Below are 24,976 nucleotides of genomic sequence, written 5' to 3'. Positions count from 1 at the left end.
CCCAGAACCTTGGAGTTTCCCAGGTTCTGGGCCGAAGGGTGACACTCGGCCCCCGTACGCACACGGAGAGTTGGGAATCAGCTCAGGCGCTCGATGACCATCGCCATGCCCTGGCCGCCGCCCACGCACATGGTCTCCAGGCCGAACTGCTTGTCGTGGAACTGGAGGGAGTTGATGAGTGTGCCGGTGATCCGGGCGCCGGTCATGCCGAAGGGGTGGCCGACGGCGATCGCGCCGCCGTTCACGTTCAGCTTCTCCAGCGGGATGTTCAACTCGCGGTAGGAGGGGATCACCTGGGCGGCGAACGCCTCGTTGATCTCGACCAGGTCGATGTCGTCGATCGTGAGACCGGCGCGGCGCAGGGCCTGGTTCGACGCGTCCACCGGGCCCAGACCCATGATCTCGGGAGACAGACCCGAGACCCCGGTCGACACGATGCGGGCGAGCGGGGTCAGACCGAGCTCGCGGGCCTTGGTGTCGGACATGATCACGACCGCGGCGGCACCGTCGTTGAGCGGGCAGCAGTTGGCGGCGGTGACCAGACCGTCGGGGCGGAACACCGGCTTGAGGCCCTGGACACCTTCGAGCGTGACACCGGCGCGCGGGCCGTCGTCCTTGGAGACGACCGTGCCGTCGGGCAGCGTGACCGGGGTGATCTCGCGCTCCCAGAAACCGTTCTTGATGGCTTCCTCGGCGAGGTTCTGCGAGCGGACACCGAACTCGTCCATGTCCTGGCGGGTGATGCCCTTGAGGCGGGCCAGGTTCTCGGCGGTCTGGCCCATCGCGATGTACGGGTCGGGGAGCAGACCGTCCTCGCGCGGGTCGTGCCAGGTCGTGCCCTCCTGGGCGGCGGTGGCCGCGGTGCGGGCCTGCGCCTCGTCGAACAGCGGGTTGGTGGTGCCCGGGAGGCCGTCCGAGCTGCCCTTGGCGTAACGGGAGACCGTCTCGACACCGGCCGAGATGAAGACGTCGCCCTCGCCGGCCTTGATGGCGTGCAGGGCCATGCGGCTCGTCTGCAGCGAGGAGGAACAGTAACGGGTGATCGTGCAGCCCGGCAGGTGGTCCATGCCCATCTGCACGGCGACGATGCGGCCCAGGTTGTAGCCCTGCTCGCCGCCGGGGAGGCCGCAGCCGAGCATCAGGTCGTCGATGTCGCGCGGGTCCAGCTCGGGGACCTTGGCGAGGGCGGCCTGGATGATCGTGGCGGTGAGGTCGTCGGGGCGCAGGTCCTTGAGCGAGCCCTTGACGGCGCGGCCGATGGGGGAGCGGGCGGTCGAGACGATCACGGCTTCGGGCATCACGGCTCCATTGGCGTACGGGGTGTTCTTCCGACTGGGCTGCTTGGGAAGTTACCCGTACGTATGGCCTGGGTCACGGGGATGACGGTGTGACCTATGTCTAAGCGCTTGCTTTCCTCGCCTCGGCCACCCCCGCCACCCCCACCCGGATCCCCGCCCCTCACACACCCGACGGACGGGGATCGCCCGGATTGGCGGTCGCGGCAGGAGCCGGCTCCATCGCCCGCACCCGCCGCCTCCGCCTGCGCTTCAGCAGTGCCCAGGGCCCCGTCGGGCCCGTCGGCATCGCGGCCGCGACCTCCGTGCCCGCCTCCGAGGCCGCCTCCGCCGCCGCCCTCGCCACCGGCAGGAAGCCCTCACGGCGCGAGACGTCCGGACGGTCCTCGTCGGCCGGCCACAGGCTCAGGGCCGCGCACACCGTCGGCAGCACCGCCATCGCCGCCGTCGCATAACCCTCCGCCGAGGGGTGGTAGTGGTCCGGACCGAACAGCTCGCGCGGATTCGCCTCGAACTCCGGTCCCAGCAGGTCGCCCAGCGACACCGTGCGGCCGCCCTGTTCCACCGCGCCGATCGTCTGGGCTGCCGCCAGCTGACGCGAGGCCCGGCGGGCCAGCCACCGCAGCGGCTGCTGGACCGGCTCGATCGTCCCCAGGTCGGGACAGGTACCGACCACGACCTCAGCCCCGGCCGTACGCAGCCGCCGTACCGCCGAGGACAGATGCCGCACCGAACGCGTCGCCGGCATCCGGTGCGTGACGTCGTTCGCACCGATCATGATCACGCAGATGTCGGGGATCCGCTCGGGGTCCGCCAGCGTCAGCGTCACCTGCCGGTCCAGATCGTCCGAGGTGGCCCCGGGAAGGGCGACATTACGGAGTTCCACCGGACGCTCCGCCACCGCAGCCAGCCCCGACGCCAGCAGCGCGCCCGGCGTCTGGCCCGCCCGGTTGACCCCCTGGCCCGCGGCCGTCGAGTCGCCCAGTATGGTCAGCCGCAGGGCCGGATCGCCCGCGGTGGCATAGACGTGGCCGTACCGGCCCTCGGCCCGCGGGACGTGCGGCGTCGTCGTGCCGTTGGCCACCTGCCGCCTGGCCAGCCGTACCTCCGCCAGCAGCAGGCCCATGGCCGCCGCGCCGGCCAGACCGATTCCGCCGCCGCCGTATGCCGCGCCGGCCGCGATCCGGCGGGCCACCCTCGCCCTCGACATGCTCGTCATACGTCGCCGCCACCTCCGTCGTACGCGCTACACCCACTCCTTGCCCCGCACGGACGGTGGCCCAATCCCCACGGGGAGTGAACGGCCGTCATGGCGCCCGATCAGGCCATAGGCTGGCTGGACCACTAGGACCACTTCTTTTGCAAGCATCCGGAGACAACGGTGCAATTCCACGACTCGATGATCAGCCTCGTCGGCAACACCCCGCTGGTGAGGCTCAACAGCGTGACCAAGGGCATCAAGGCGACCGTCCTGGCCAAGGTCGAGTACTTCAACCCCGGCGGCTCCGTGAAGGACCGCATCGCCCTGCGCATGATCGAGGCGGCGGAGGAGAGCGGGGCACTGAAGCCCGGGGGCACCATCGTCGAGCCGACCAGCGGCAACACCGGGGTCGGGCTCGCCATCGTGGCGCAGCAGAAGGGGTACAAGTGCATCTTCGTGTGCCCCGACAAGGTGTCCACCGACAAGATCAACGTCCTTCGGGCGTACGGCGCCGAGGTCGTGGTCTGCCCGACCGCCGTGGACCCCGAGCACCCGGACTCGTACTACAACGTCTCCGACCGGCTGGTGCGCGAGACGCCCGGCGCGTGGAAGCCCGACCAGTACTCCAACCCCAACAACCCGCTCTCGCACTATCACTCCACCGGCCCCGAGCTGTGGGAGCAGACGGAGGGGAAGATCACCCACTTCGTGGCGGGCGTCGGCACCGGCGGCACCATCTCCGGCACCGGCCGGTACCTCAAGGACTCCAGTGACGGCAAGGTCCAGGTGATCGGCGCCGACCCCGAGGGGTCCGTGTACTCCGGCGGGTCCGGGCGGCCGTATCTCGTCGAGGGCGTCGGCGAGGACTTCTGGCCGACCGCCTACGACCGGACCGTCGCCGACGAGATCGTCGCGGTGTCGGACAAGGACTCCTTCCAGATGACCCGCCGCCTCGCCAAGGAGGAGGGCCTCCTGGTGGGCGGCTCCTGCGGCATGGCCGTCGTCGCGGCCCTGCGGGTCGCCGAGCGCCTGGACGAGAACGGCGTCGTGGTGGTCCTGCTCCCGGACAGCGGACGCGGGTACCTCTCGAAGATCTTCAATGATGAGTGGATGGCCGACTACGGCTTCCTGGAGGACGAGGGTCCCAGCGCCCGCGTCGCCGACGTCCTCAACGACAAGGTGCACGGCGCCATCCCCTCTCTCGTCCACATGCACCCGGACGAGACGGTGGGCGAAGCCATCGAGGTGCTGCGGGAGTACGGCGTCTCGCAGATGCCGATCGTCAAGCCGGGCGCCGGTCACCCGGACGTGATGGCCGCGGAGGTCGTCGGCTCCGTCGTCGAGCGCGAGTTGCTGGACGCCCTGTTCACCCAGCGGGCCTCGTTGGAGGACCCGTTGGAGAAGCACATGTCGGCCCCGCTGCCCCAGGTGGGCTCCGGTGAACCGGTCGGCGACCTGATGTCGGTCCTCGGCTCGGCGGACGCCGCGATCGTCCTCGTGGAGGGCAAGCCCACCGGAGTCATCAGCCGCCAGGACCTGCTCGCCTTCCTCGCCAAGGGCGGGAAGTAGCGGCAAACGTCCGGTGAACCCCGGATGACGGCGGCGGACTTGCGGTTTCCTACCGAAAGGGTGGACTTCGCGGAACTGGTACGAGGGCGTCACGTCCGCGCAGCACACGCTTAACACGGGTCCGGCACATTGGTGGATGTCGGCAGGGCGGGAGCGGCTCCCCGCCCCGGCCGGCGCCGAACGTCCAAGGACCTCCGGAGCGGCTCCCGGACCTCCATGGACGCCGGACGTGAGACCTGGCCTGACCCGGTCCACGTCCCTCGCGGGGACCGCCGTCGTCCCGCCCCCCGGTAACGGGGGTGCGGCGGTCCCCGCGCATATCCTTCTGCTCTTTTCTGCTTTTTTCCTACGCGCTCGTACTGGCCCAACTGCCAAGCAGCGCAAGCCTCTCCGCCGTCTCCGACCCCGGCTCCGGCGTGTATGCCACGAGCGTCCGGTCGGGGGTCTCCGGCAGGACCAGGGACTCGTACGGCAGGGTTAGCAGGCCCGCCACCGGGTGCCGGGCGCGTTTGACGCCGTACATGCACGCCTTGACCTGGTGGTCGGCCCACAGTCGGCGGAAGTCCTCGCTCTTGAGGGAGAGTTCGCCGACGAGGTCGCGGCCCTCGGGCTCCAGGAAGAGCTGGCGGACGATGTTGCGGCGTGCGGGAGCCATGCGGCTGTAGCCGCTCAGCGTATCGGCGAGGGCGTTCCGGGTAAGCACGTCCATCCTGGGCCCGAGGACGAAGGCGGGGGCTGGGAACTGCTGGGTTTCGACTGCGTACGAGTGCCTTCTGTCGTGTGTGAGTGAGTGTGGAAGTTCCTGGCGCGGGGTTGGGTGGGGTTGTCGTGCGAAGTGAATGAGAGTTCGTCCGTCGAACGGGTGACCTTTCTGCGTTGGGCTCGTTGGGTGTGGTGAGCGGGTTTTCGAGGGGCGGTTTGGGGGGTGTGGGGTGGGTGGGTTGCGGGAGCTTGTGGCGTCGTTCGTCGTGCCCAGTCCTTCGGGGGTGGCGGTCCGTACGAGGCTCAAGCAGCTCACGCCCGCCGATGAGAAGGTCCTCGCGCTGGTGGGCGCGCACCTCGGATCCCTCGCCTCCCGGGATCTGAGGGTGCGGTGCGGGCAGGGTCTGGAGCATTCCGCGCAGACGTGGGCGGCGCGTAAGCGGGCTTTGACGGGGGTGTCGTCGTCCCGGTGGGCGGGTTCGCTCACCAAGGCCACGCATGACCAGTGGGCGCTGGCCCGCCGGACAGCTCGCCCACATCCAGTCCCTTGAGGCGGGGATCCGTACGATCACGCACCGGTTGTCGCTGCCGGTCGGCGCGAAGGGCTCGAAGAACACGCCGGGCGGCTACCGCAGCACGCGGGAGTGGCATGCCAAGTCCCGCCGCCTGCGGGTGCTGGAGGACCGGCTGGAGCGCGCGCGGGCCGACTGGGAGGCCGGGATGGTGCACGTCGTACGCGGCGGCAAGCACCTGGCCCGCACTCGCCATCACCTGTCTGACGCGCAGCTGACCGAGGCTCAGTGGCGCCAGCGGTGGGAGGCGGAGCGGTGGTTTGTGCAGGCGGACGGAGAGTCCGGGAAGCGGTACGGCAACGAGACGATCCGCATCAGCCCGGACGGCGAGGTCAGCATCAAACTCCCCGCCCCGCTGAGGGAGTTGGCCAATGCCCCGCACGGCCGGTACATCCTCACGGCGAACGTGCGGTTTGCGCACCGGGGGCAGGAGTGGGCGGACCGGGTGGCGGCCAACCGGGCCGTCGCCTACCGCATCCACTACGACACCGGCCGGGGCCGCTGGTATGTGACCGCGTCCTGGCGGATCCCGGTCTGCCACACCGTGCCGCTGGCCGCCGCGCTCGCGCACGGTGTGATCGGCGTCGACATGAACGCCGATCATCTGGCCGCATGGCGCCTCGATACCCATGGCAACCCGACCGGCAGCCCGCGCCGGTTCTTCTTCGACCTCACCGGCACCGCCGATCACCGTGACGCCCAGGTCCGTCACGCCCTCACCCGGCTCCTGCACTGGGCCACAACCTGCGGCGTGAAGGCCATCGCGGTCGAGGACCTGGACTTCACGGCGGAGAAAACGCGCGAGAAGCAGGGACGTAAGCGCCGCTTCCGGCAGTTGATCTCCGGCATGCCCACCGGCAGACTCCGCACCCGGCTGACCTCGATGGCTGACCAGACCGGCATCGCGATCATCGCGGTCGACCCGGCCTACACCTCCAAGTGGGGCGCCCAGCACTGGCAGAAGCCCCTCACCAGCACAAACCGCAAGACGACCCGCCACGACGTTGCCGCCGTGGCGATCGGCAGGCGCGCCCAAGGGCATCCGATCCGGCGACGGACGGCACCGCCCCCTCACGACCGGAGTGATCGTGCGGGGCATCGGACCGTCCAGGCTGACCGGTGTGTCCCTGGGCGTGAGGGACCCCGCCCTCCCGTTCCCGGACCACGCACCAGATGCGTGCCGCCGGACCGCGGAGCGAACGCGGGCAACGAGAACGCCCAACACCGTTCGGAGCGTTCGGCTGAGCATGAATCCTGGCAACAGGACTCACTCCCGCTCAGTCTTTAGGAACGGTGCGGGTCACCAACATCGAGCCGGGGCTAACGGAGAGTGAGCTGGCCACGCACATCGACGACGACGGGCTGCGGGAGCAGGTCGTCGGGATGGCCGAGGCGATGGGCACGCTGGCGGCCGCGGAGCTCGCCGACCTCGTCGCCTACGTCACCAGCCGGCCGCGGCACGTCAATCTGCGGCAGGTCATGGTGCTGCCGACCGCGCAGGTGTGAGCGCCGGGTCAGCCCTCCCAGTCGCTGCTCTGGGAGGACTGCTTCGCGCGGCGGCCCCGGAAGAGGTCCGGGTTGACGCGCAGCGCCTGGAAGGCGTTGACGCCGACGATGCCGACCCAGGAGACCAGCAGGCCGGGCAGGTGGGCGATGCCGCCGCCGATCGCGGAGAGCGGGATCGCCAGCACCAGGGAGACGATGCCGAAGCCGAAGCGTTCGCCGAAGGAGTCGGTGGGCCTGGGTGAACGGGCGCCCCGGGCCGTCACCATCTGCTGCTCGGCGAGCTGCCGGCGCAGCCGGCGGTCCACGGCGCCGTCGATCCGCTGGTCGACCTTCTCCAGGAACGAGTCGACCAGCGCGGACTCGTACTCCTCGCCCAGTTCCCTGCGGGCCTGCAGGGTGGCGTTGAGTTCCTTCTTGAGTTCGGGGTCCCGCTCATCCATTGGGGTCATGGAGCCCACGGTAGGCAGCCGGAACGCCCGCTGCACTGGGGTTATCCCCCCTGTTGCGGCGGGGGTCCTTCCTAGGTTGTCCCTTGCCTGGCTGCATAACATCATGCAGAGTTCTCGATAGGTGAATAGGTTGTCACGGTCCGGGGTCGACCCCGGGGTGACCGATGACTTCCAGGCATGGTCGGGTGTCCGCGACGAGGGGAGTTCGAGTCAGATGTCGTCTCGGATCGTGGACGCGCCGGATCCCGTCGCGGTCGGGCACACCGGTCTGATGGTCCTCGACGGGATCGCTCTCGACGTCGCGGACGTGGTCCGCCTCGCCGACGGGAGCGCGCGGCCGGTGCCCGGGACCGAAGCGATGAAGCGCGTCACGGAGTCCTGGGACGCCGCCCGCCAGATCGCCGCGACCGGGCGCGTCTACGGCCGCTCGACCGGCGTCGGCGCGAACCGGAACGAGGACGTGCCCACCGAGGCGGCCGCCGAACACGGGCTGCGGCTGCTGCGCAGCCACGCCGGCGCGATCGGCGAGGAACTCCCCGCCCGGCAGGTCCGCGCGATGCTCGCGGTACGGGCCAACCAACTGCTCGCCGGAGGCGCGGGGCTGCGGCCGACCGTCGTGACGGCCCTGTGCGAGGCGCTGGAGAGCGGCACGTACCCGGTCGTCAACGAGTTCGGCTCGGTGGGCACCGGGGACATCGCGGCACTGGCCCAGGTGGGACTGGCGCTGGCGGGGGAGCATCCCTGGAGGGAGGCCGGCGCCCCCGAGCCCCAGCTCCTCGACAACAACGACGCCCTCGCCTTCATCAGCAGCAACGCCCTCACGCTCGGCCAGGCCGCCCTCGCGCTGCACGAGTTGCGCGGGCTCGTCGAGGCCACGCAGGTCGTCGGGGCGCTGTCGCTGCTGGCCGTGGACGGGTCGCACGAGGCGTACGCCGCTCCCGTGCACGCGGCCCGGCCGCACCGGGGGTCCGTCGAAGTGGCCCGGCGGATGCGCAAGTTGATCGGGGCGGAGGACCGGCCCACCCCACCGCTGGGCCGCATCCAGGACCCGTACGGCTTCCGGTGCCTGCCCCAGATCCACGGGCCCGCCCACGACGCGGCCGACGCCCTGGAGGAGGTCCTCGCGATCGAGATCAACGCGGCCGCCGAGAACCCCCTCATCTGTCCCGAGGACATGGCCGCCTACCACCACGGCGGCTTCTACCAGGCCCAACTCGCCCTCGCCCTGGACCACTTCAGACTGGCCCTCACCCAGGTCGCCCGTCTGTCCACGTCCCGGCTCTCCACGCTCAACGAGCCCGCCTTCACCCGCCTCAGGCCCTTCCTCGCCGACCCGGAGCCCGCCTCCTCCGGCGTGATGATCCTGGAGTACGCCGCCGGAGCCGCCCTCGGCGATCTGCGGGCCTTCTCCGCGCCCGCCTCGCTCGGCCACGCTGTACTCTCCCGGGGCGTCGAGGAACAGGCCAGCTTCGCCTCGCTCGCCGCCCGTCAGACACTGCGCGCGTGCGGCGCGTACCGTCTCGTCGTCGGCTGCGAACTCGTCGCCGCCGTACGGGCGCTGCGCCAGCGCGACCTCCGGCCCGACCCGGACCTCCCGGTGGGCCGCGCGCTGGAACTCGCCGAGGCGGTGCTCGAGGAGGACCCGGCCGACCGGCCGCTCACGGGCGACGTGACGGCGGCGGCCGCGCTGCTCGACCGGTTCACGGACATCTGGAGGGGGATCGAGGCATGAGCGACATGGGCGGGGCGATGGGCGGGGCGGGTGTGACGGACACGCCCGCGGGACGGCTGCAGGCACTGTTCGAGGGGCACCGGCTCACGCCGACCCAGCGGCGCATCGCGCACAGCATGGTGCGGCGGGCCGCCGACGTGCCGTTCCTGTCCAGCGTGGAGCTGGCCGAACTGGCCGGGGTCAGCCAGCCCTCCGTCACCCGCTTCGCCGTCGCCCTCGGCTTCGACGGCTACCCCGCCCTGCGCCGGCACCTGCGCGAGGTCGCGCCCGCCGAACAGACGGCGGCCTCCGCGTCGTACAACGAGTACCAGCAGGCCGTCGAGGCCGAGATCGAGAACCTCAGGCATCTGGCGGAGGTCCTCGCCGACCCGCGGCCGGTGCAGAGGGCCGGGCGGCTGCTCGCCGCCTCCCGCCCGCTGCCGGTGCTCGGGCTGCGGGCCGCCGCCTCCCAGGCGTACGGCTTCGCGTACTTCGCCGCCAAGGTCCATCCGGACGTACGGCTGCTCAACGAGGGCGGCACGATGATCCACGACCGGATCGACGCCGCCGTCCGCGCGGGCGCCTCGGCCCTGCTGTGCTTCGCGCTGCCCCGGCACCCCCGCGAGGTCGTCGACACCCTCGCCTACGCCAAGGAGGCGGGCCTGAGCGTCGTCACGGTCGCCGACTCCGCCTTCGCCCCGGTCGCCAAGGTCTCCGACCTGCTGCTGCCCGCCGCCGTCGGCACCGGCCTCGCCTTCGACACGGCCTGCGCGCCCATGCTGCTCGGCCGGGTGCTGCTGGAGGCGATGTGCGACGACCTGCCGGACGCGCAGGCCCGGCTTGAGGAGTTCGACGTGCGGGCCGCTTCCCGCGGACTCTTCGTCGAGTAGGGCGTTTTTTCACACTCGTCTCACGTTCGCTCGCTACTCTCCCGGACCGGCAGGACTGTGCCAGGACGACGAGGAGGCGGGACGTGGCACGTGCAGATCGCAGGGTTCAGGGGCTGGCTCGGGTGGCCGTCGTCGTGCGCGCCGGGGCGGCGCCCCTGTGGTGGCTCGGAGTGTTCGCGGCGGGCGTCGGGCTGCTGATCCCGGGCCTGACCGGGCGCCGGATCGGGGTGATGGCGGGTGCGGCGCTGTTCATCGTCGCGGTCGCCGTGGTGTCGTACGGCCGCCGCAAGCGGTACACGGCGCTGGGGCGGGGGGCTGCTCGCGCGGGCCGGCACGACGTGCTCCAGGACCGTGCGGTCAGTGTGCGCAACTGGCGCCGCGGGCACCGCTGGTGGCTGCTGCTGGCCTGGCTGGTCGCACTGGGGAGTTCGTTCGCGGTGCCCGTCGCGGGCGGCATGCTGCTCGCCGGGTGCGGTACGGGCCTGCGGCTCAAGGCCGCCTGGCTGGGGCGGCTCGAGCGGGCCGAGGACGCGCTGCTGTGGGTGCGGGTCGACTGGCTCGCCGCGAACGGCGGACGCCCGGCCGGCAAGGCGGTCGAGGCGTACCGCAGCACGGGTATCGCGGCGGGCGACGCGGCCCCGGGAGGAGCGCGCCGCCGCACCGCGGCACTCGTCTAGTTCCGGTGCTCCCGGGTCACACCTCCAGGTCGTTCTCGATCTGCCGGAGCTGGTGGCGGGCCATCGCGAGGTTGGACCGCTTGGCGTCCAGGACCAGGTAGAGGAAGAGGCCGTTGCCACCGCGTCCGCTGATCAGGCGGATCAGGTGGTACTGGTCGGACAGGGTGATCAGGATGTCCTCGATCTGGGCCTTGAGGCCGAGGTGCTCCATCGTGCGCATCTTCGCGCGGACCACGTCGGTGTTGCCGGCGGCGGCCACGTTCAGGTCGAAGGTCTTGCTGCCGCCCATGGTGCCGAGCGCCATGCCGCTGGTGTAGTCGACGAGCGCGACGCCGGTCGCGCCCTCGATGGAGGCGAGAGCCTCCTTCAGTGTGGTTTCGGTGTTGGCCATGACTGGGTCTCCTCGGTTGTCTAACTTTCGGTGGTGGTGCCGGCCGCCGTCGGTGCGGTGGCCGCGGCGCGCGGGTCCTCGGGCTTGGCCCGGGATGTGCGAGCCGCTCTGGCACGTGCCGGAGCGGGCTTCGCGGGCGCCTTTGTGATGGCTTCGGTGTGCTCGGCGGCCGCGTCGCCGACGAGCTCTGCGATCCGGGCGCCCGCACGGCGGCCCTCCAGGTGGAGGCGGCCGACGTTGACCCGGTCCTGCGCGAGCAGCGTGACGACGGCCCCGGCGCCCGCCGGGTACGTGGCGACGTAGCCGTACACGCCCCGCACGAGCAGTTCGCGCAGGTCCCCCTGGCCGGTCCCGTCGGCCAGCCGGGCGGCGAGCGCCCGGGTGGCCCCGGTGAGCGCGGCCACGGTCTCCGGATCGACGCCCGGGGTGTCCTGGGCCAGGACGAGACCGTCGGTGTCGGCCGCGAGGGCGCCCGTGAGCTGCGGCACCCTGGCTCTGAGCCGGCGCAGCTCCTCCAGGATCGCGTCCTGAGCTGCTGCCATCAGGTCTCTCCTCTCGGCGCGGATCCGCTGCCGTTCAAAGGGCCTCCAGCGCATCCCTGAGCCTCTTCAGCAAGGTGACGTGGGGATCGACGGGCTCGACGGGTCCGACGAGGGAACCGTCGCCCGGCGGTCCGGGCCGAGGCTCGGTGAAGGACACCGGCGGGCGGGGCGAGACCACTCCGGCCGCCACCAGCCGCCGTATGTCCACCAGGGTGTGGAAGGCCGGGCGGCCCAGCTCGCGCGCGATCTGCGACGCCGTGCGGACGCCGTCCACGTGGGCGAGCACCGCCTGCCGCCGGGCCGGGAGCGGCGGGGGCGCGGGACGGTGCTCCCGGGTCAGCGGCACCTCGTCCGGCAGGGCGTCCGGCCAGATGCGGTGCAGCAGGTCGCGGCGGCGCAGGGTCTCGCGCTCCAGGTCGGCGACCGGGACGGGACGCGGGACACCGGGGGCGTCGTCGGGTTCCCGGGGCACGCCGGCGGGCTCGTCCGGGCCGTCCTCGGTGCCGTAGCGGAAGCGGCCGGGGGTGCTGCTCGGGGCGAGCGCGAAGTAGGCCGCGTCGTACAGCGCGGTCAGCCGGCACAGCTCCAGGGCGCCCGCGGTGAGCAGTCCGCCCGCGACCAGCCTGCGGCCCGCCCGGTGCACGACCTCGGCGCCGGTGAGGCGGCGGGCCCCGGTGCCGGCGCCGCCGGTGCTCGCGACGCTCTCGGCCAGGGCCTGCCGCCAGACGTCGGCGTCCAGCGTGCCGTGCGCGGCGAGGAGGACGTCGGCGCCGGGGGCGGCCGGGCTCTCGGCGTGCACCACCTTGCCGTCGGCGAGGTGCAGGGTGCCGCGCTCGCGCACCAGGACTCCGGTGGCGCGCTCGGCGGCCAGCCGGGTCAGCATCGGCGAGACACCGCCCCAGCCGCGGTCCAGGGCGGACGCCTTGTCCCGCACCGGCAGCCGGGGCGGCGGGGTGGCGGGCGTGGTTCTGACGGCCGTCATCCGAGCTCCAGCCGTCCGGCCATCTCGCCGAGCCGGATCCGGGCCAGTGCGAGGTTGCCCTCCGCGCGGGCCAGCCACAGGTGCAGGAACACACTGCTGTCGAAGGACGTCGGCACGAACCGCAGGACGTGGTAGCTGTCCCGGTTGCTGAGGATGAGGTCCTCGACCGGTGGGTCCGGCTCCGGCCCGCCCGCCCCCGCCTCAGCGGCCGGGGAACTCCCGGAGGCGAACGCGCGCTGCTCGGCGGCGAGCCGGGCGAGCTCGGCGGCCTCCGCGGCGGCCGCCTCCTGGTCGCCGCCGGGGGCTTCGCCCACGGCACCCAGGGCCAGCCCGCTGATCCAGTCGACCAGCGCGGCCCCCCGCGCACCCGGCAGCCGCATGGCTTCCAGCAGGCACTCGTCGATTCCCTGCACCGTGGCTCCCCTCCCGCCTGGGGTTCGGCTGAGTGACGCCGAAACTACGCAACGTGTGCGCGACGGGTGAGGAATCTGGCATTTTCCGGTGGAACATGCTCCGGGTCGCTAGAGTGGGTCAACTTGCCTTGCTTACGGGGGCCTTGATCAGCGCACCCGCCGGACGTGTGTCAACTGCTCCCGGATGCGCGGAGGGTGGTGAGCGCACCGGCGTGCGCCCCTCCGGATTCGGCCACGATCGAGGCGAGCGTCTGGGGATCCCGCACGGTCGCGAAGCGGATGCCTCCCGCAGGGTCGGGGGCGAAGCCGTAAATGCCCGGCCGCGCCAGCGAGTTGTACGCGTAGTGGTGCGCGAAGTAGTACGCGCCCGTGTCCAGCGCCGCCGCGTAGTCCCCCTGGTCGAGCAACGGCAGCGCACGCCCCTCGGCGAGCAGGTCCCCCGCGAAACATGCCGGACCGGCGACGTCCTGCACCACCTCGGGCCCGCTCTTGGGCCGCCCCTTGCCGTCGTACGCCGTGATCCTCAGCGGCCACGACCCCGGTACGTACACCGTCCGCGTCGCCACCTGCACGCCCGCGTGCGTCACCGCGACCGGCCGCCCGCCCGCGCTCTTGGCGTACTCCACCCGCGCCACGATCGTGCCGTGCTTGGCCAGCAGCGACCGGCCGAACTCGGTGACCAGCCCGTACCGCCCGTCGAACAGCCCCGGCACCGCCTCCTTGAGCGTGCGCGCGTACTGCGTGTAAGTCGGTGTCGTCACGTCCGAGGCGAAGTTCACCGGCAGCCCGCCGCCGATGTCGATCGTGTCGATCTGCGGCCGCCCGATCCGCCGGTTGATCTCCTCGGCGAGCGCGTACGTCTGCGCGACCCCCTCGGTCATCAGGGAGAGCGGGATGCCCTGTGAGCCGGTGTGCGCGTGCAGCCGGGAAAGCCAGGGCCGGTCGAGATAGGCGCGCACGACCCACTCGCGCGCCCCCTCGTCCCGCAGTGCCACCCCGAACTTCGAGGTCGCCGTGGCCGTGGAGGTCGCACCGATGGAGCCGCCGCCGACCTGCGGGTTGACCCGGATGCCGAGCGGCGAGCGGCTGACCGCGGACCGCATGAGGCCGTCGATGCGGTCCAGCTCCTGCGGGTTGTCCGCGTTGACGGCGATCCCCAGCGCCAGCGCCTCCCTGAGCTCGGCCGGCGTCTTGGCGGGCGAGTCCAGGACGGTCCGGTCCGGCGACAGCCCCGCCGCCCGCGCCAGCGCGAGTTCGCCCGGGCTCGCCACCTCCGCGCCGATGCCCTCCTCGCGCAGCAGCCGCAGCACCGGCACCAGCGGGGTCGCCTTCACCGCGAACGCGTGCAGCACCGGCGTGCCCGGCGCGGTGACCTCGTCGAAGGCCGCGCGGAGCTCCGCCGCCGACTCCCGGATGCCGGTGACGTCGAGCAGCCCGACGATGGGGGAGTCCGGCCCCAGCAGACCCTGCTCCACCGCCGCCCGCACCGCCTCGTCCCGGCGGGCGGCCCGACCTTCGCCGGTGTTGCCGTACCCGTCCCTCACGTCCCCGTCCATCACGTCCCCGTCCTGCTCGTCATCCGCGCCGTGGATGTCCAGCCAAACATCCCTGTCCTACCGACGCTGACGCGAGAACGTATTGACTAGTTCTATTCAGAAAGCCAGGATGTGAATATCGACAGTCCGCAGCAGAGGCCCCCAGGAGGCAGACCATGTCAGGACCCCGCCCCGTCCGAGCGCCGCGCGGTACGGAACTGAGCGCCCTGGGATGGCAGCAGGAGGCCGCCCTGCGGATGCTCCAGAACAACCTGGACCCCGAGGTCGCCGAACACCCCGACAAGCTCGTCGTCTACGGCGGCACCGGCAAGGCCGCCCGTGACTGGCGCTCCTTCGACGCCATGGTCCGCACCCTGCGCACCCTCAAGCAGGACGAGACCATGCTGGTCCAGTCCGGCCGCCCCGTCGGCGTCATGCAGACCCACGAGTGGGCCCCGCGCGTCCTGATCGCCAACTCCAACCTCGTCGGTGACTGGGCCAACTGGGAGGAGTTCCGCCGCCTGGAGGCCCTCGGCCTGACCATGTACGGCCAGATGACCGCCGGTTCCTGGATCTACATCGGCACCCAGGGCATCCTCCAGGGCACCTACGAGACCTTCTCCGCCGTCGCCGCCAAGAAGTTCGGCGGCACCCTGGCCGGGACCATCACCCTCACCGCCGGTCTCGGCGGCATGGGCGGCGCCCAGCCCCTCGCGGTCACCATGAACGACGGCGTCGCGATCTGCATCGACTGCGACCCGCGCGCCATCGAGCGCCGCATCGAGCACCGCTACCTGGACGTGAAGGCCGACTCCCTGGAGCACGCCCTCCAGCTCGCCGTCGAGGCCCGCGACGCCCGCCGCCCGCTCTCCATCGGCCTGCTGGGCAACGCGGCCGAACTGCTCCCGCGCATGCTCGCCGAGGGCGCCCCCATCGACATCGTCACCGACCAGACCTCCGCGCACGACCCGCTGGCGTATCTGCCGGTCGGGGTCGCCTTCGAGGACATGGCCGACGCCGCCGCCAAGGACCCGGCGGGCTTCACCACCCGGGCCCGCGAGTCGATGGCCCGCCATGTCGAGGCGATGGTCGGCTTCATGGACGCCGGCGCCGAGGTCTTCGACTACGGCAACTCGATCCGGGGCGAGGCGCAACTCGCCGGGTACGCGCGGGCGTTCGACTTCCCCGGGTTCGTCCCCGCCTACATCCGGCCGCTGTTCTGCGAGGGCAAGGGCCCCTTCCGCTGGGCCGCGCTGTCCGGCGAGGCGTCCGACATCGCCAAGACCGACAAGGCGATCCTGGAACTGTTCCCCGAGAACGAGTCCCTCGCCCGCTGGATCAAGATGGCCGGGGAACGGGTCCACTTCCAGGGCCTGCCCGCGCGCATCTGCTGGCTCGGCTACGGCGAGCGCGACAAGGCCGGCGAGCGCTTCAACGACATGGTGGCGAGCGGAGAACTGGTGGCACCGCTGGCCATCGGACGGGATCACCTCGACGCCGGGTCCGTCGCCTCCCCGTACCGGGAGACCGAGGCCATGCTCGACGGCTCCGACGCGATCGCCGACTGGCCGCTGCTGAACGCCATGGTCAACGTGGCGTCGGGCGCGTCCTGGGTGTCGATCCACCACGGCGGCGGCGTGGGCATGGGGCGGTCCATCCACGCCGGTCAGGTCACGGTGGCCGACGGCACGAAGCTGGGCGGGGAGAAGGTCCGCCGCGTGCTGACCAACGACCCCGGCATGGGCGTCATCCGGCACGTGGACGCCGGATACGACATCGCGGAGTCCGTCGCCGACGAGCGGGGCGTGCGCGTGCCGATGCGTGAGGGTGAGGACGCGTGACGGTGGGCGCCGACTCCGGAACGGCTCGACCCCCCGGCACCTCCTCCTTTCAGGAGATGTGGCGCGAGCTGCTCCCCATCGGCCGGCACCCCGGCTCGCACGGCTACCGCCGGTTCGCCTGGACCGGGGCCGACACCGAGTGCCGGGCCTGGTTCAAGGAGCAGGCCGAAGCCCGCGGGCTGACCTACGAGGTCGACCGGAACGGCAACCAGTGGGCCTGGCTCGGCGACCCCGACCGGGGGGACGCCGTCGTCACCGGGTCGCACCTCGACTCCGTACCCGACGGGGGCGCCTTCGACGGACCCCTCGGAGTCGTGTCCTCCTTCGCCGCGCTCGACGAACTCCGGTCGCGGCGGGCCGAATTCACCAAGCCCCTCGCCCTTGTCAACTTCGGTGACGAGGAGGGCGCCCGCTTCGGGCTCGCCTGCGTCGGGTCCCGCCTCACCGCCGGGCAGCTCACCGCCGAGCAGGCGCACCTGCTGACCGACGGGGACGGCGTCACACTCCCGCGGGCCATGGAGGCCGCCGGCCACGACCCCGACGGCATCGGCGCCGACCCGGAGCGGCTCGCCCGCATCGGCGCCTTCGTCGAACTGCACGTCGAGCAGGGCAGGGCGCTGGACCTCTCCGGCGACCGGGTCGGCATCGCGAGCGCCATCTGGCCGCACGGCCGCTGGCGGTTCGACTTCCGGGGCGAGGCCAACCACGCCGGCACCACCCGCCTCGTGGACCGGCGCGACCCCATGCTGTCGTACGCCGAGACCGTGCTCGCGGCCCGCCGGGAGGCCGAACTCGCCGGTGCCGTCGCCACCTTCGGCAAGATCGCCGTCGAGCCGAACGGCGTCAACGCCATCCCCTCCCTGGTGCGCGGCTGGCTCGACTCCCGCGCCGCCGACCAGGAGAGCCTCGACCAGGTGGTCGGCGGCATCGAGAAGGCGGCCAGGGAGTACGCGCAGGCGCACGGCATCGATCTCGACGTGGTCCGGGAGTCCTTCACCCCCGTCGTCGAGTTCGACCACGCCCTGCGCGACGAACTCGCCCGCATCCTGGGCACCGGCACCGATCTCAAGGTGCCCGTCCTGGGAACCGGAGCCGGACACGACGCCGGGATCCTCTCCGGGCACATCCCGACCGCCATGCTGTTCGTGCGCAACCCCACCGGCGTCTCGCACTCCCCGGCCGAGTTCGCCGCCGAGGACGACTGCGTGGCCGGAGTCCTCGCGCTCGCCGACGTACTGGAAGGGCTGGCCTGCAGGTGACAGCGAAGACGTACTGGCTGGAGCACGCCTGGCTCGGCACCCATGTCGAGCCGGGCGTGGCCGTGACGGTGTCGACCAGCGGCTCCGCCGCGGGGGCGGACGGCCGGATCGCCTCCGTCCGCACGGACACCGGCACCCCGCCCCCCGGCGCCGAGATCCTTCGCGGACTGACCCTGCCGGGCCTGGCCAACGCCCACTCGCACGCCTTCCACCGGGCCCTGCGCGGCACCGTCCAGGTCGGCTCCGGAACCTTCTGGACCTGGCGCGAGGTCATGTACGCCACCGCCGGCCGGCTCACCCCGGACACCTACCGCGACCTCGCCCGTGCCGTGTACGCGGAGATGGCGCTGGCCGGTGTCACGGCGGTCGGCGAGTTCCACTACCTGCACCACGCCCCCGGCGGCGCCCCCTACGCCGACCCCAACGCCATGGGCGAGGCGCTGATCGAGGCGGCCGCCGACGCCGGCATCCGCATCACCCTCCTCGACACCGCGTACCTCTCCGCCGGCTTCGGACAGCCGCCCAACACCCACCAGCTGCGCTTCTCCGACGGCAGCGCGCAGGCCTGGGCCGAACGCTGTTCAGTTCTCAAGGACCGGGATCACGCGAGGATCGGTGCGGCGATCCACTCCGTACGGGCCGTGCCCGCCGACCAGTTGGCGACCGTGGCGCGCTGGGCCGAGGAGCGGCGGGCCCCGCTCCACGTCCACCTGTCCGAGCAGACCGCCGAGAACGACGCGTGCCGTGCGGCCCACGGCTGCACGCCCACCGAACTGCTCGCCGAGCACGGTGTCCTCGGGCCGCGCACCACCGGCGTCCACAACACCCACCTCACCGATGAGGACATCGCCCTGATCGGCGGCAGCGGCACCGGCACCTGCATGTGCCCGACCACCGAGCGGGATCTCGCCGACGGCATCGGACCGGCCGTGGCCCTCCAGGGGGCGGGCTCACCGCTGTCCCTCGGCTCCGACAGCCACGCCGTCATCGACCTGCTCGAAGAGGCACGGGCGATGGAGCTCGACGAGCGCCTGCGCACCCGCACGCGAGGTCACTGGACGGCGGCGGCCCTCCTGCGGGCGGCCTCGGCCGACGGCCACGCGGCGCTCGGCTGGGACGGCGCGGGCACCCTGGAGCCCGGTGCGCTCGCCGATTTCACCACCATCGCGCTCGACTCGGTCAGGACGGCAGGGCCGCCTCCGCGGCTCGGGGCCGAGACGGCCGTATTCGCCGCGTCGGCAGCAGACGTGTCGCACACGGTCGTGGGAGGCCGGCACGTCGTGCGGGACGGGGTCCACGCGCTGGTGCCGGATGTGCCGAAAGCCCTCGCGGACGCCGTCGCGGCGCTGCACGGATGACCCCGGGCCGCCCGCCCCCACGGCGGCCCGTCCCCGAACCCGCCCCCACCGCCGACCAGGCCACCGAGGACGCCATGAGCAACGCGACGACCGTCAGCCCCGCCCACTCCGCGAGCACCGCAAGCACGCTCATCACCAACATCGCCGCTCTGGTCACCAACGACCCCTCCCTCGGTGACGGAACCCCCCTCGGACTGATCCAGGGCGCGGCCGTCGTCATCGAGGGCGACCGCGTCGTGTGGACCGGTGATCAAAGCAAAGCACCCGCCACTGACAATCGGGTCGACGCGGGCGGCCGGGCGGTCCTGCCCGGTTTCGTCGACTCCCACAGCCACCTCGTCTTCGCGGGCGACCGCACCCAGGAGTTCAACGCCCGCATGTCGGGGCGGGCCTACAGCGCGGGCGGCATCCGTACGACGGTCGCCGCGACCCGCGCCGCCACGGACGCCGAACTGGAGGCGAACCTCACCCGCTACCTCGCCGAGGCCCTCCGCCAGGGCACGACCACCTTCGAGACCAAGTCCGGCTACGGCCTGACCGTCGAGGACGAGGCGAGGGCCCTGCGCATCGCCGCCGCCCACACCGACGAGGTCACCTACCTCGGCGCCCACATCGTGTCGCCCGACTACGCGCACGACCCGGCGGCCTACGTCTCCCTCGTCACCGGCGAGATGCTCGACGCCTGCGCCCCGTACGCCCGTTGGATCGACGTCTTCTGCGAGAAGGGGGCCTTCGACGGCGACCAGGCCCGCGCGATCCTCACGGCGGGCAAGGCGAGGGGCCTGCACCCCCGCGTCCACGCCAACCAGCTCTCCCACGGCCCCGGCGTCCAGCTGGCCGTCGAGGTCGACGCGGCCAGCGCCGACCACTGCACCCACCTCACCGCCGAGGACGTGGACGCCCTGGCGAACAGCCGTACGGTCGCCACGCTCCTGCCCGGCGCCGAGTTCTCCACGCGCGCCGAGTGGCCCGACGCCCGCCGCCTCCTCGACGCGGGCGTCACCGTCGCCCTGTCCACGGACTGCAACCCGGGCTCCTCCTTCACCTCCTCGGTCCCCTTCTGCATCGCCCTCGCGGTACGCGACATGCGGATGACCCCGGACGAGGCCGTCTGGTCGGCCACGGCGGGCGGAGCGGCCGCCCTCCGCCGCGACGACATCGGCCGCCTCACCCCGGGCGCCCGCGCCGACCTGATCCTCCTGGACGCCCCGAGCCATGTGCACCTGGCCTACCGGCCGGGGGTGCCGCTGGTCAGCGGGGTCTGGCGGCGCGGCACGCGCGTGATCTGACGGCAGCCGCCGCTACGCCGGTCCCGCCCGCCACCGCTGCTCCGCACCCCCGGTCAGCGGCTCCAGCGAGACCCCGGTCCCGCGCCCCGGTGTCATGCCCGTCGCGATGGCGATCGCCGGGCGGATCACCCCGTCGGGGTCGACCGTGAAGCGCAGGTTGTCGCCGTTGTCGCCCTCGACCGAGTCGCAGGACCAGATGCCGAGGCCCTTGTCGACGTCGCCGCGGCTGTCGAGGCAGAAGTCGGGGTCGGCGGACGACTGGAGGACACCTCGGGCGGTGTCGACGCGCCAGCGCTGGGAGCCGGCCGAGGTGCAGGGGGCCGTGACGACGTCCGTGCCCTCGGCGAAGTCGCCCGAGACGTCCAGACAGCGTCCGGTGGAGACGTTGACCACCTGGGCGTAGGAGCCGCCCGGCGCGCGGAAGGGCGGCGGGCTGGTCCGGCGGGGCGGTGCCGGGCTCTTCGTGGGGGAGGGGGACGGCGGCCTGGTCGACGTCGACGGGGAGGGGGACGGCGAGACCGTCGTCGTCACCGTCACCTGCGGTGGGCCGGGCAGCACCACGCCCACTGAAGCAGAGGCCGAAGCCGAGGCCGACACGTCCGCCGGAGAGTCGCCCTCCTGGGGCACCAGGAACAGCAACAGCGGCACCAGAGCCACTCCCAGCGCCGCCGAGGCCAGGACGAGCGGACGCGGCCGCGGCCAGGTGCCGGACGGCGTACGGGACTCCGCCCGCGGTCGTGCCTGCGGCTCGGGCGCGCTCCGTGCCGCGTACGCCGCCCCGCCCCACGGCAGCAGACCCTCCGCCAGGGTCCCCCGCGGAGTGTCCCGCAGCGCGCACAGCTCCTCATGGGCCGCCGTGCAGTGCGGGCAGTGGGCCATGTGGGCGTGCAGGTCGGCGCTGACGCGGGGGCTGTCCGGTCGTACGGACTCCTCGATGAGGCGGTGGAAGTCCGCGCACCGGGGGTCGTCCGAGGCGGCCAGGCGCAGTCTCAGGCACGTGCGGGCCAGGGAGTGCAGGGCCCCCTCCGTGCCGTGGACCACGTCCGCGCGGGTGAGGCCCAGGTGGTCGGCGGTGCGGTGCTCCGGCTCGCCCTCCACCAGGCCGTACCAGACGAGGCCCTGGGTGCGGGCCGGCAGCGACTCGAAGGCGGCGAGCATGGGCGGCACCGGGCCCGCCGGCCTCGCCGTGTTCAGGAGCAGCAGGACGCCCGGGTCCAGGCCCGCCGCCCGGTCGTCCCCCGCCCACGCGGCCGCCGACCGGGCCGTCAGCAGCAGGAGCCGGTGGCGCCACGGGACGCCGGGGTCGACCCCGCGTGCGGTCTCCCGGGCGGCGAGGGTGAAGGTCTGCGCGGCCAGCTGCCGGGCGGCGCTCTCCCCGGCCGTGCAGAGGCGGGCGTAGGCCAGCACCGAGGGCTGGTGGCGGGCGCGGAGCTCCACCAGGGCCGCGTACGCCGTGGCCGTGTCGGCGCGCAGCAGCTCCGTGAGCCGGGCGTCGGACGCCCCGTCGGGGCGAGTCATGCGCACCCTCCTCCTGACGTACCGGCCAGTCTGTGAGGGACCATAGTGGGGGAAGCGCACCGTTGGGGAAAGGGTTTCTCCGAGTAACCGCGAGGGGCCCCGCACGCACGGTGCCCGGTGTCCCACCGGACACCGGGCACACGCGCAGGTCAGTGGTCCCCGCCGCGTCACTCCTCGACGGTCAGGGCCTTGCGCAGTCGTACCAGAGTCCGCGACAGCAGCCGCGAGACATGCATCTGCGAGATCCCGAGCTCGTCGCCGATCTCCGACTGGGTCATGCCCGCGACGAAGCGCAGCGAGAGGATCTGACGGTCTCGGGAGGGGAGCGCGGCGATCAGCGGCTTCAGGGACTCGACGTACTCGATGCCCTCGAGCCCGTGGTCCTCGTAACCGATCCGGTCGGCCAGCGCGCTTTCGGAGTCGTCCTCCTCCGGCTGGGCGTCCAGCGAGGCGGCGGTGTACGCGTTGGACGCCGCCATGCCCTCGACGACCTGCTCCCTGGAGAGACCGAGGCGTTCTGCGAGCTCGCCCACGGTGGGGGCGCGGTCGAGCTTCTGGGCCAGCTCGTCGCCGGCCTTGGCCAGGTCGAGCCGGAGTTCCTGGAGGCGGCGCGGGACCCGCACCGACCAGGACGTGTCGCGGAAGAAGCGCTTGATCTCGCCGACGATGGTTGGCATCGCGAAGGTGGGGAACTCCACACCCCGGCTGAGTTCGAAGCGGTCGATCGCCTTGATCAGGCCGATGGTGCCGACCTGGATGATGTCCTCCATCGGCTCACTGCGGGAGCGGAAACGGGAGGCGGCGAACTTGACCAGGGCGAGGTTCAGTTCGACGAGCGTGTTGCGGACGTACGAGTATTCGTACGTGCCCTCCTCCAGCGACTCCAGCCGTGCGAAGAGGGTCTTGGAGAGCGCTCGCGCGTCCACGGCCCCCACCTCTTCGAAGGGCGGGATGTCCGGGAGCCCGGCGAGCACATCGTCCTCGCCGTCCTGCTCGATGGGATTCAGATGTTCCGGGGGGGATGCCGACGTCGCCTGATGGGTATGCGAGGCGTCGAGCCGGGGTGACATGATGTCCTCCATCGTTCTCGGCATAAGGCTGCCGAAGCCAGTTCGTGCACTGCGGTGTGCGGCGCCTCCAAAGCCGGCCGTGTCGAGTACGTGTCTGTACTAGCCCTATCCGGTTTCCCGACACGATCGCAAGTGTTTTCTGTGCGGTTATGTCCGTTTGCGGATGATTGTTCGGGTGTCGGAGGGTGTGGAGAAGGCGTAGTGTTCGAGGGCGTCATCAGCAGCCACGACGTCGGGAGAGAGAGACGGCATGGACCGCGGGACGGTCGGCAGCGCACAGTCTGGCCGGCTTCTGGTTGAGGTGCGGCAAGAGGGCTCCAGCGCCGTCGTGACTCCAGCAGGTGAGTTGGACCACCACACGGCCGATTTGTTGCGTGAGCCACTCGAGGAGTGCCTCGCCAAGGGGAAGAGCCGACTTGTCGTCGACTGCACACGGCTGGAGTTCTGTGACTCCACCGGACTGAATGTGCTGCTGGGGGCACGGCTGAAGGCCGAGGCGGCGGGGGGTGCCGTGCATCTTGCGGGCATGCTGCCGGTCGTGGCACGGGTCTTCGAGATCACGGGAGCCGACGCGGTCTTCACTGTGCACGACACGCTGGAGCAGGCCCTGGCCGGTGAGTCCGGCGACTGAGGCGGCGGGGCGGGTGGCGGCCCTCGGTGGCCCGCTCATGTCCCGTTCGTCTCCTCCGGCCGGTGTCCATCGGGTGTCACACCCCTTATGGCGGACATACGTCCCGAATGGAGGGGTGTTCTACCCGTCCGCCCGGGCAGGAGACATCCGTACTGACTGTTCGGTGAGCGACCACGCAGCGACGTTTTGAATCGTGAACCGGTGAATCGGTGAGGTGAAGCGCTGATGAGCACCACCCGGCCCTACTCGCCGGGCGACCGTGACCCGGAGCCCGGCGTGGAGCCTGGCGGCGAAGCAGAGGTGTCGACGGGACGGCAGGTCCGCCGGCTGAGCTTCGAGGGGGAGAGCGGGGTCGTCCCGCTCGCGCGCGACTTCACCCGGCAGGCGCTGTACGCGTGGGGGTGGCTGCCGGCGGCGTCCGCGGACCAGCGGGCCGCCGCGGAGGACGTGCTGCTGGTCGTCTCGGAGCTGGTGACGAACGCGTGTCTTCACGCGGAGGGCCCGGACCAGCTCTGGATCTCCTGCGACAACAAGGTGATCCGGCTCGAGGTCTCGGACCGCGGGACCGGACAGCCGGCGCCGCGCACTCCGCACCGGGCGGGACGGCCCGGCGGGCACGGCATGTTCATCGTGCAGCGTCTCTGCCTCGACTGGGGAGTGGTACGGGCTCCCGGGATGACCGGCAAGACCGTGTGGGCGGAGCTCGGCGCACCCGCCTAGCCGCCGTCCGGCGCTCTCCCGCGGGTGTCCCCACAGTTCCGCCACTTACTTTCTCTTCCTTCCTCCGGTGCCCCGGCGTACCTTGACGGCCGATCTGATGTGCCGTCAGGAACGAGTAAGGGGAGCGGAACCGTGTCGTACCCGAAACGAACCGCCGCGCTCGCGTCCGTCGCGGCTCTGGCCGGCTCGGCGGTGCTGATGGCCGCCCCCGCTGCCCGTGCCGCGGTCGTGAACGTCAACTACCAGTGCAAGACGCCGATCGGTGACAAGAGCGCCGTCTCGCCCATCGACATCAAGGGCGTCAAGAGCGGCAGCGGCTACCGGCTCACCATGTCCTGGCAGAAGGGCGTCTCCTCCAGCCCGGTCGACCTCGGCAAGGGCGCGATGAACCCGAGCGCGACCATCAAGCTGGGCGGGGCGGACAGCGGGACCGTGAACGTGACCGGGCCCGCCAACCAGGCCGTGGTCCCGGCCAACACCCCCATCAAGATCAACGACCTGACCGGGACGTACACCCCGAAGAAGTCCGGCAAGGTCACCTTCACACCGGGCGTGCTCACCATCAAGGCACTCGGTACGACGACCACCTGCACGCCGACCAACAGCCCCGGCGCCGCGCTGACCCTGGACGTCACCGCCGCCTCGGGCTCCTCCGGCGGCACTCAGAGCGACAGCGGCGGCGACGAGAGCGCCGCACTCCCGCAGACCGGCCCCGAGGACTCGGCGATCGCCCTCGGCACGCTCGGCGGCACGGTGCTGCTCGCCGGCGCGGCGGGCACGCTGTGGCTGACCCGGCGCCACCAGGCCGCCCGCGTACGCCGCTGAGCGGCCCGGTCCAGGCGGTCCGGTCCGCCC

At 72.1% G+C, this 24,976-nt stretch carries 21 protein-coding genes and 3 pseudogenes; 13 read left to right on the top strand and 11 right to left on the bottom strand.

Features of this window, described 5'->3' with window-relative positions; all coding sequences use genetic code 11:
- Nucleotides 1–77: 77 nt before the first annotated feature.
- Together ACZ39I_RS23920 and ACZ39I_RS23915 are read right to left on the bottom strand one after the other, a co-directional pair.
- Nucleotides 78–1,298: an acetyl-CoA C-acetyltransferase gene (locus ACZ39I_RS23920; RefSeq protein WP_352388229.1), complete on the bottom strand. Its 1,221-nt coding sequence runs from the start codon at nucleotides 1,296–1,298 to the stop codon at nucleotides 78–80.
- Between the two features lie 160 nt (nucleotides 1,299–1,458).
- The gene (locus ACZ39I_RS23915) at nucleotides 1,459–2,514 is read right to left on the bottom strand and encodes an SGNH/GDSL hydrolase family protein (RefSeq protein WP_467246326.1); all 1,056 of its coding nucleotides are present in this window, start codon (nucleotides 2,512–2,514) and stop codon (nucleotides 1,459–1,461) included.
- A gap of 162 nt (nucleotides 2,515–2,676) precedes the next feature.
- Between ACZ39I_RS23915 and ACZ39I_RS23910 the strand changes: the two genes are divergently transcribed.
- The gene (locus tag ACZ39I_RS23910; protein WP_467246325.1) at nucleotides 2,677–4,065 is read left to right on the top strand and encodes a cystathionine beta-synthase; all 1,389 of its coding nucleotides are present in this window, start codon (nucleotides 2,677–2,679) and stop codon (nucleotides 4,063–4,065) included.
- Between the two features lie 346 nt (nucleotides 4,066–4,411).
- Here ACZ39I_RS23910 and ACZ39I_RS23905 read toward each other — a convergent pair.
- Nucleotides 4,412–4,798 (bottom strand): annotated as a pseudogene (locus ACZ39I_RS23905) (MmyB family transcriptional regulator); the annotation flags it as partial.
- 199 nt (nucleotides 4,799–4,997) lie between these two features.
- On the opposite strand from ACZ39I_RS23905, the pseudogene ACZ39I_RS23900 reads away from it, so the two are divergent.
- Together ACZ39I_RS23900 and ACZ39I_RS23895 are read left to right on the top strand one after the other, a co-directional pair.
- Nucleotides 4,998–6,627: pseudogene (locus ACZ39I_RS23900) on the top strand (nuclease/transposase family protein).
- Between the two features lie 5 nt (nucleotides 6,628–6,632).
- A pseudogene (locus ACZ39I_RS23895) lies at nucleotides 6,633–6,845 on the top strand (short-chain dehydrogenase); the annotation flags it as partial.
- 8 nt (nucleotides 6,846–6,853) lie between these two features.
- Here the strand turns inward: ACZ39I_RS23895 and ACZ39I_RS23890 are convergent.
- Nucleotides 6,854–7,285: a hypothetical protein gene (locus ACZ39I_RS23890; protein ID WP_467246937.1), complete on the bottom strand. Its 432-nt coding sequence runs from the start codon at nucleotides 7,283–7,285 to the stop codon at nucleotides 6,854–6,856.
- Between the two features lie 223 nt (nucleotides 7,286–7,508).
- Here ACZ39I_RS23890 and ACZ39I_RS23885 point away from each other — a divergent pair, with 223 nt between their 5' ends.
- From ACZ39I_RS23885 to ACZ39I_RS23875, 3 genes are all read left to right on the top strand, one after another.
- Nucleotides 7,509–9,026, top strand: a complete 1,518-nt coding sequence (locus ACZ39I_RS23885; RefSeq protein ID WP_467246324.1) for an aromatic amino acid ammonia-lyase — start codon at nucleotides 7,509–7,511, stop codon at nucleotides 9,024–9,026.
- A gap of 5 nt (nucleotides 9,027–9,031) precedes the next feature.
- Entirely contained in the window at nucleotides 9,032–9,895 is an 864-nt protein-coding gene (locus tag ACZ39I_RS23880) for a MurR/RpiR family transcriptional regulator (RefSeq protein WP_393603456.1), read from the top strand.
- A gap of 83 nt (nucleotides 9,896–9,978) precedes the next feature.
- Complete coding sequence (locus ACZ39I_RS23875; protein ID WP_467246323.1) at nucleotides 9,979–10,572, top strand: hypothetical protein; 594 nt, start codon at nucleotides 9,979–9,981, stop codon at nucleotides 10,570–10,572.
- 16 nt (nucleotides 10,573–10,588) lie between these two features.
- Here the strand turns inward: ACZ39I_RS23875 and ACZ39I_RS23870 are convergent, their stop codons facing one another.
- The 5 genes from ACZ39I_RS23870 to ACZ39I_RS23850 form a co-directional block, all read right to left on the bottom strand.
- Nucleotides 10,589–10,963 (bottom strand): roadblock/LC7 domain-containing protein, encoded by a 375-nt coding sequence (locus ACZ39I_RS23870; protein ID WP_069764032.1) that lies wholly within the window; start codon nucleotides 10,961–10,963, stop codon nucleotides 10,589–10,591.
- A gap of 20 nt (nucleotides 10,964–10,983) precedes the next feature.
- Complete coding sequence (locus tag ACZ39I_RS23865; protein WP_467246322.1) at nucleotides 10,984–11,505, bottom strand: roadblock/LC7 domain-containing protein; 522 nt, start codon at nucleotides 11,503–11,505, stop codon at nucleotides 10,984–10,986.
- 34 nt (nucleotides 11,506–11,539) lie between these two features.
- Complete coding sequence (locus ACZ39I_RS23860; protein ID WP_467246321.1) at nucleotides 11,540–12,487, bottom strand: hypothetical protein; 948 nt, start codon at nucleotides 12,485–12,487, stop codon at nucleotides 11,540–11,542.
- Nucleotides 12,484–12,900 carry a hypothetical protein gene (locus ACZ39I_RS23855; RefSeq protein WP_451475488.1) on the bottom strand — a complete coding sequence of 139 codons (417 nt, stop codon included), beginning with the start codon at nucleotides 12,898–12,900 and terminating at the stop codon, nucleotides 12,484–12,486. Before ACZ39I_RS23855 ends, ACZ39I_RS23860 begins: the two co-directional genes overlap by 4 nt.
- A gap of 170 nt (nucleotides 12,901–13,070) precedes the next feature.
- A complete protein-coding gene (locus ACZ39I_RS23850; RefSeq protein ID WP_467246320.1) occupies nucleotides 13,071–14,456 on the bottom strand; it encodes a type III PLP-dependent enzyme domain-containing protein in 1,386 nt (461 codons plus the stop codon).
- Between the two features lie 155 nt (nucleotides 14,457–14,611).
- On the opposite strand from ACZ39I_RS23850, the gene hutU reads away from it, so the two are divergent.
- The 4 genes from hutU to hutI are packed head-to-tail and all read left to right on the top strand — an operon-like array spanning nucleotide 14,612 to nucleotide 20,182.
- The gene (gene hutU / locus ACZ39I_RS23845; protein ID WP_467246319.1) at nucleotides 14,612–16,276 is read left to right on the top strand and encodes a urocanate hydratase; all 1,665 of its coding nucleotides are present in this window, start codon (nucleotides 14,612–14,614) and stop codon (nucleotides 16,274–16,276) included.
- 56 nt (nucleotides 16,277–16,332) lie between these two features.
- Nucleotides 16,333–17,535, top strand: coding sequence for an allantoate amidohydrolase (locus ACZ39I_RS23840; RefSeq protein ID WP_467246936.1), 1,203 nt, complete (start codon nucleotides 16,333–16,335; stop codon nucleotides 17,533–17,535).
- A complete protein-coding gene (locus tag ACZ39I_RS23835) occupies nucleotides 17,532–18,893 on the top strand; it encodes a formimidoylglutamate deiminase (RefSeq protein ID WP_467246318.1) in 1,362 nt (453 codons plus the stop codon). The genes ACZ39I_RS23840 and ACZ39I_RS23835 overlap by 4 nt, the downstream gene beginning before the upstream one ends.
- Nucleotides 18,890–20,182, top strand: coding sequence for an imidazolonepropionase (gene hutI, locus ACZ39I_RS23830; protein WP_467246317.1), 1,293 nt, complete (start codon nucleotides 18,890–18,892; stop codon nucleotides 20,180–20,182). Before ACZ39I_RS23835 ends, hutI begins: the two co-directional genes overlap by 4 nt.
- A 12-nt stretch (nucleotides 20,183–20,194) precedes the next feature.
- On the opposite strand, the gene ACZ39I_RS23825 is transcribed toward hutI, so the two are convergent.
- The gene (locus ACZ39I_RS23825) at nucleotides 20,195–21,700 is read right to left on the bottom strand and encodes a ricin-type beta-trefoil lectin domain protein (RefSeq protein WP_467246316.1); all 1,506 of its coding nucleotides are present in this window, start codon (nucleotides 21,698–21,700) and stop codon (nucleotides 20,195–20,197) included.
- Between the two features lie 167 nt (nucleotides 21,701–21,867).
- Entirely contained in the window at nucleotides 21,868–22,782 is a 915-nt protein-coding gene (locus ACZ39I_RS23820) for an RNA polymerase sigma factor SigF (RefSeq protein ID WP_467246315.1), read from the bottom strand.
- Between the two features lie 238 nt (nucleotides 22,783–23,020).
- On the opposite strand from ACZ39I_RS23820, the gene ACZ39I_RS23815 reads away from it, so the two are divergent.
- The 3 genes from ACZ39I_RS23815 (at nucleotide 23,021) to ACZ39I_RS23805 (ending at nucleotide 24,946) form a co-directional block, all read left to right on the top strand.
- Nucleotides 23,021–23,401: an STAS domain-containing protein gene (locus ACZ39I_RS23815; protein ID WP_467246314.1), complete on the top strand. Its 381-nt coding sequence runs from the start codon at nucleotides 23,021–23,023 to the stop codon at nucleotides 23,399–23,401.
- Nucleotides 23,402–23,626: 225 nt separating this feature from the next.
- On the top strand, nucleotides 23,627–24,121 hold the full coding sequence (locus ACZ39I_RS23810) for an ATP-binding protein (RefSeq protein WP_467246313.1): 495 nt from the start codon (nucleotides 23,627–23,629) through the stop codon (nucleotides 24,119–24,121).
- A gap of 132 nt (nucleotides 24,122–24,253) precedes the next feature.
- A complete protein-coding gene (locus ACZ39I_RS23805; RefSeq protein ID WP_467246312.1) occupies nucleotides 24,254–24,946 on the top strand; it encodes an LPXTG cell wall anchor domain-containing protein in 693 nt (230 codons plus the stop codon).
- Nucleotides 24,947–24,976 lie beyond the last annotated feature (30 nt).

Source organism: Streptomyces sp. NPDC024687 (genome assembly GCF_055559055.1).
This window is presented reverse-complemented; position numbering and strand designations above follow the sequence as displayed.

What these genes read in the sequence shown, in the direction of transcription:
- ACZ39I_RS23850 (WP_467246320.1), bottom strand. Translation starts at nt 14,456, where the DNA reads ATGGACGGGGACGTGAGGGACGGGTACGGCAACACCGGCGAAGGTCGG.
- ACZ39I_RS23870 (WP_069764032.1), bottom strand. Translation starts at nt 10,963, where the DNA reads ATGGCCAACACCGAAACCACACTGAAGGAGGCTCTCGCCTCCATCGAG.
- ACZ39I_RS23915 (WP_467246326.1), bottom strand. Translation starts at nt 2,514, where the DNA reads ATGACGAGCATGTCGAGGGCGAGGGTGGCCCGCCGGATCGCGGCCGGC.
- hutU (WP_467246319.1), top strand. Translation starts at nt 14,612, where the DNA reads ATGTCAGGACCCCGCCCCGTCCGAGCGCCGCGCGGTACGGAACTGAGC.
- ACZ39I_RS23865 (WP_467246322.1), bottom strand. Translation starts at nt 11,505, where the DNA reads ATGGCAGCAGCTCAGGACGCGATCCTGGAGGAGCTGCGCCGGCTCAGA.
- ACZ39I_RS23885 (WP_467246324.1), top strand. Translation starts at nt 7,509, where the DNA reads ATGTCGTCTCGGATCGTGGACGCGCCGGATCCCGTCGCGGTCGGGCAC.
- hutI (WP_467246317.1), top strand. Translation starts at nt 18,890, where the DNA reads ATGACCCCGGGCCGCCCGCCCCCACGGCGGCCCGTCCCCGAACCCGCC.
- ACZ39I_RS23860 (WP_467246321.1), bottom strand. Translation starts at nt 12,487, where the DNA reads ATGACGGCCGTCAGAACCACGCCCGCCACCCCGCCGCCCCGGCTGCCG.
- ACZ39I_RS23815 (WP_467246314.1), top strand. Translation starts at nt 23,021, where the DNA reads ATGGACCGCGGGACGGTCGGCAGCGCACAGTCTGGCCGGCTTCTGGTT.
- ACZ39I_RS23820 (WP_467246315.1), bottom strand. Translation starts at nt 22,782, where the DNA reads ATGGAGGACATCATGTCACCCCGGCTCGACGCCTCGCATACCCATCAG.
- ACZ39I_RS23890 (WP_467246937.1), bottom strand. Translation starts at nt 7,285, where the DNA reads ATGGATGAGCGGGACCCCGAACTCAAGAAGGAACTCAACGCCACCCTG.
- ACZ39I_RS23840 (WP_467246936.1), top strand. Translation starts at nt 16,333, where the DNA reads ATGTGGCGCGAGCTGCTCCCCATCGGCCGGCACCCCGGCTCGCACGGC.
- ACZ39I_RS23920 (WP_352388229.1), bottom strand. Translation starts at nt 1,298, where the DNA reads ATGCCCGAAGCCGTGATCGTCTCGACCGCCCGCTCCCCCATCGGCCGC.
- ACZ39I_RS23810 (WP_467246313.1), top strand. Translation starts at nt 23,627, where the DNA reads ATGAGCACCACCCGGCCCTACTCGCCGGGCGACCGTGACCCGGAGCCC.
- ACZ39I_RS23880 (WP_393603456.1), top strand. Translation starts at nt 9,032, where the DNA reads ATGGGCGGGGCGATGGGCGGGGCGGGTGTGACGGACACGCCCGCGGGA.
- ACZ39I_RS23825 (WP_467246316.1), bottom strand. Translation starts at nt 21,700, where the DNA reads ATGACTCGCCCCGACGGGGCGTCCGACGCCCGGCTCACGGAGCTGCTG.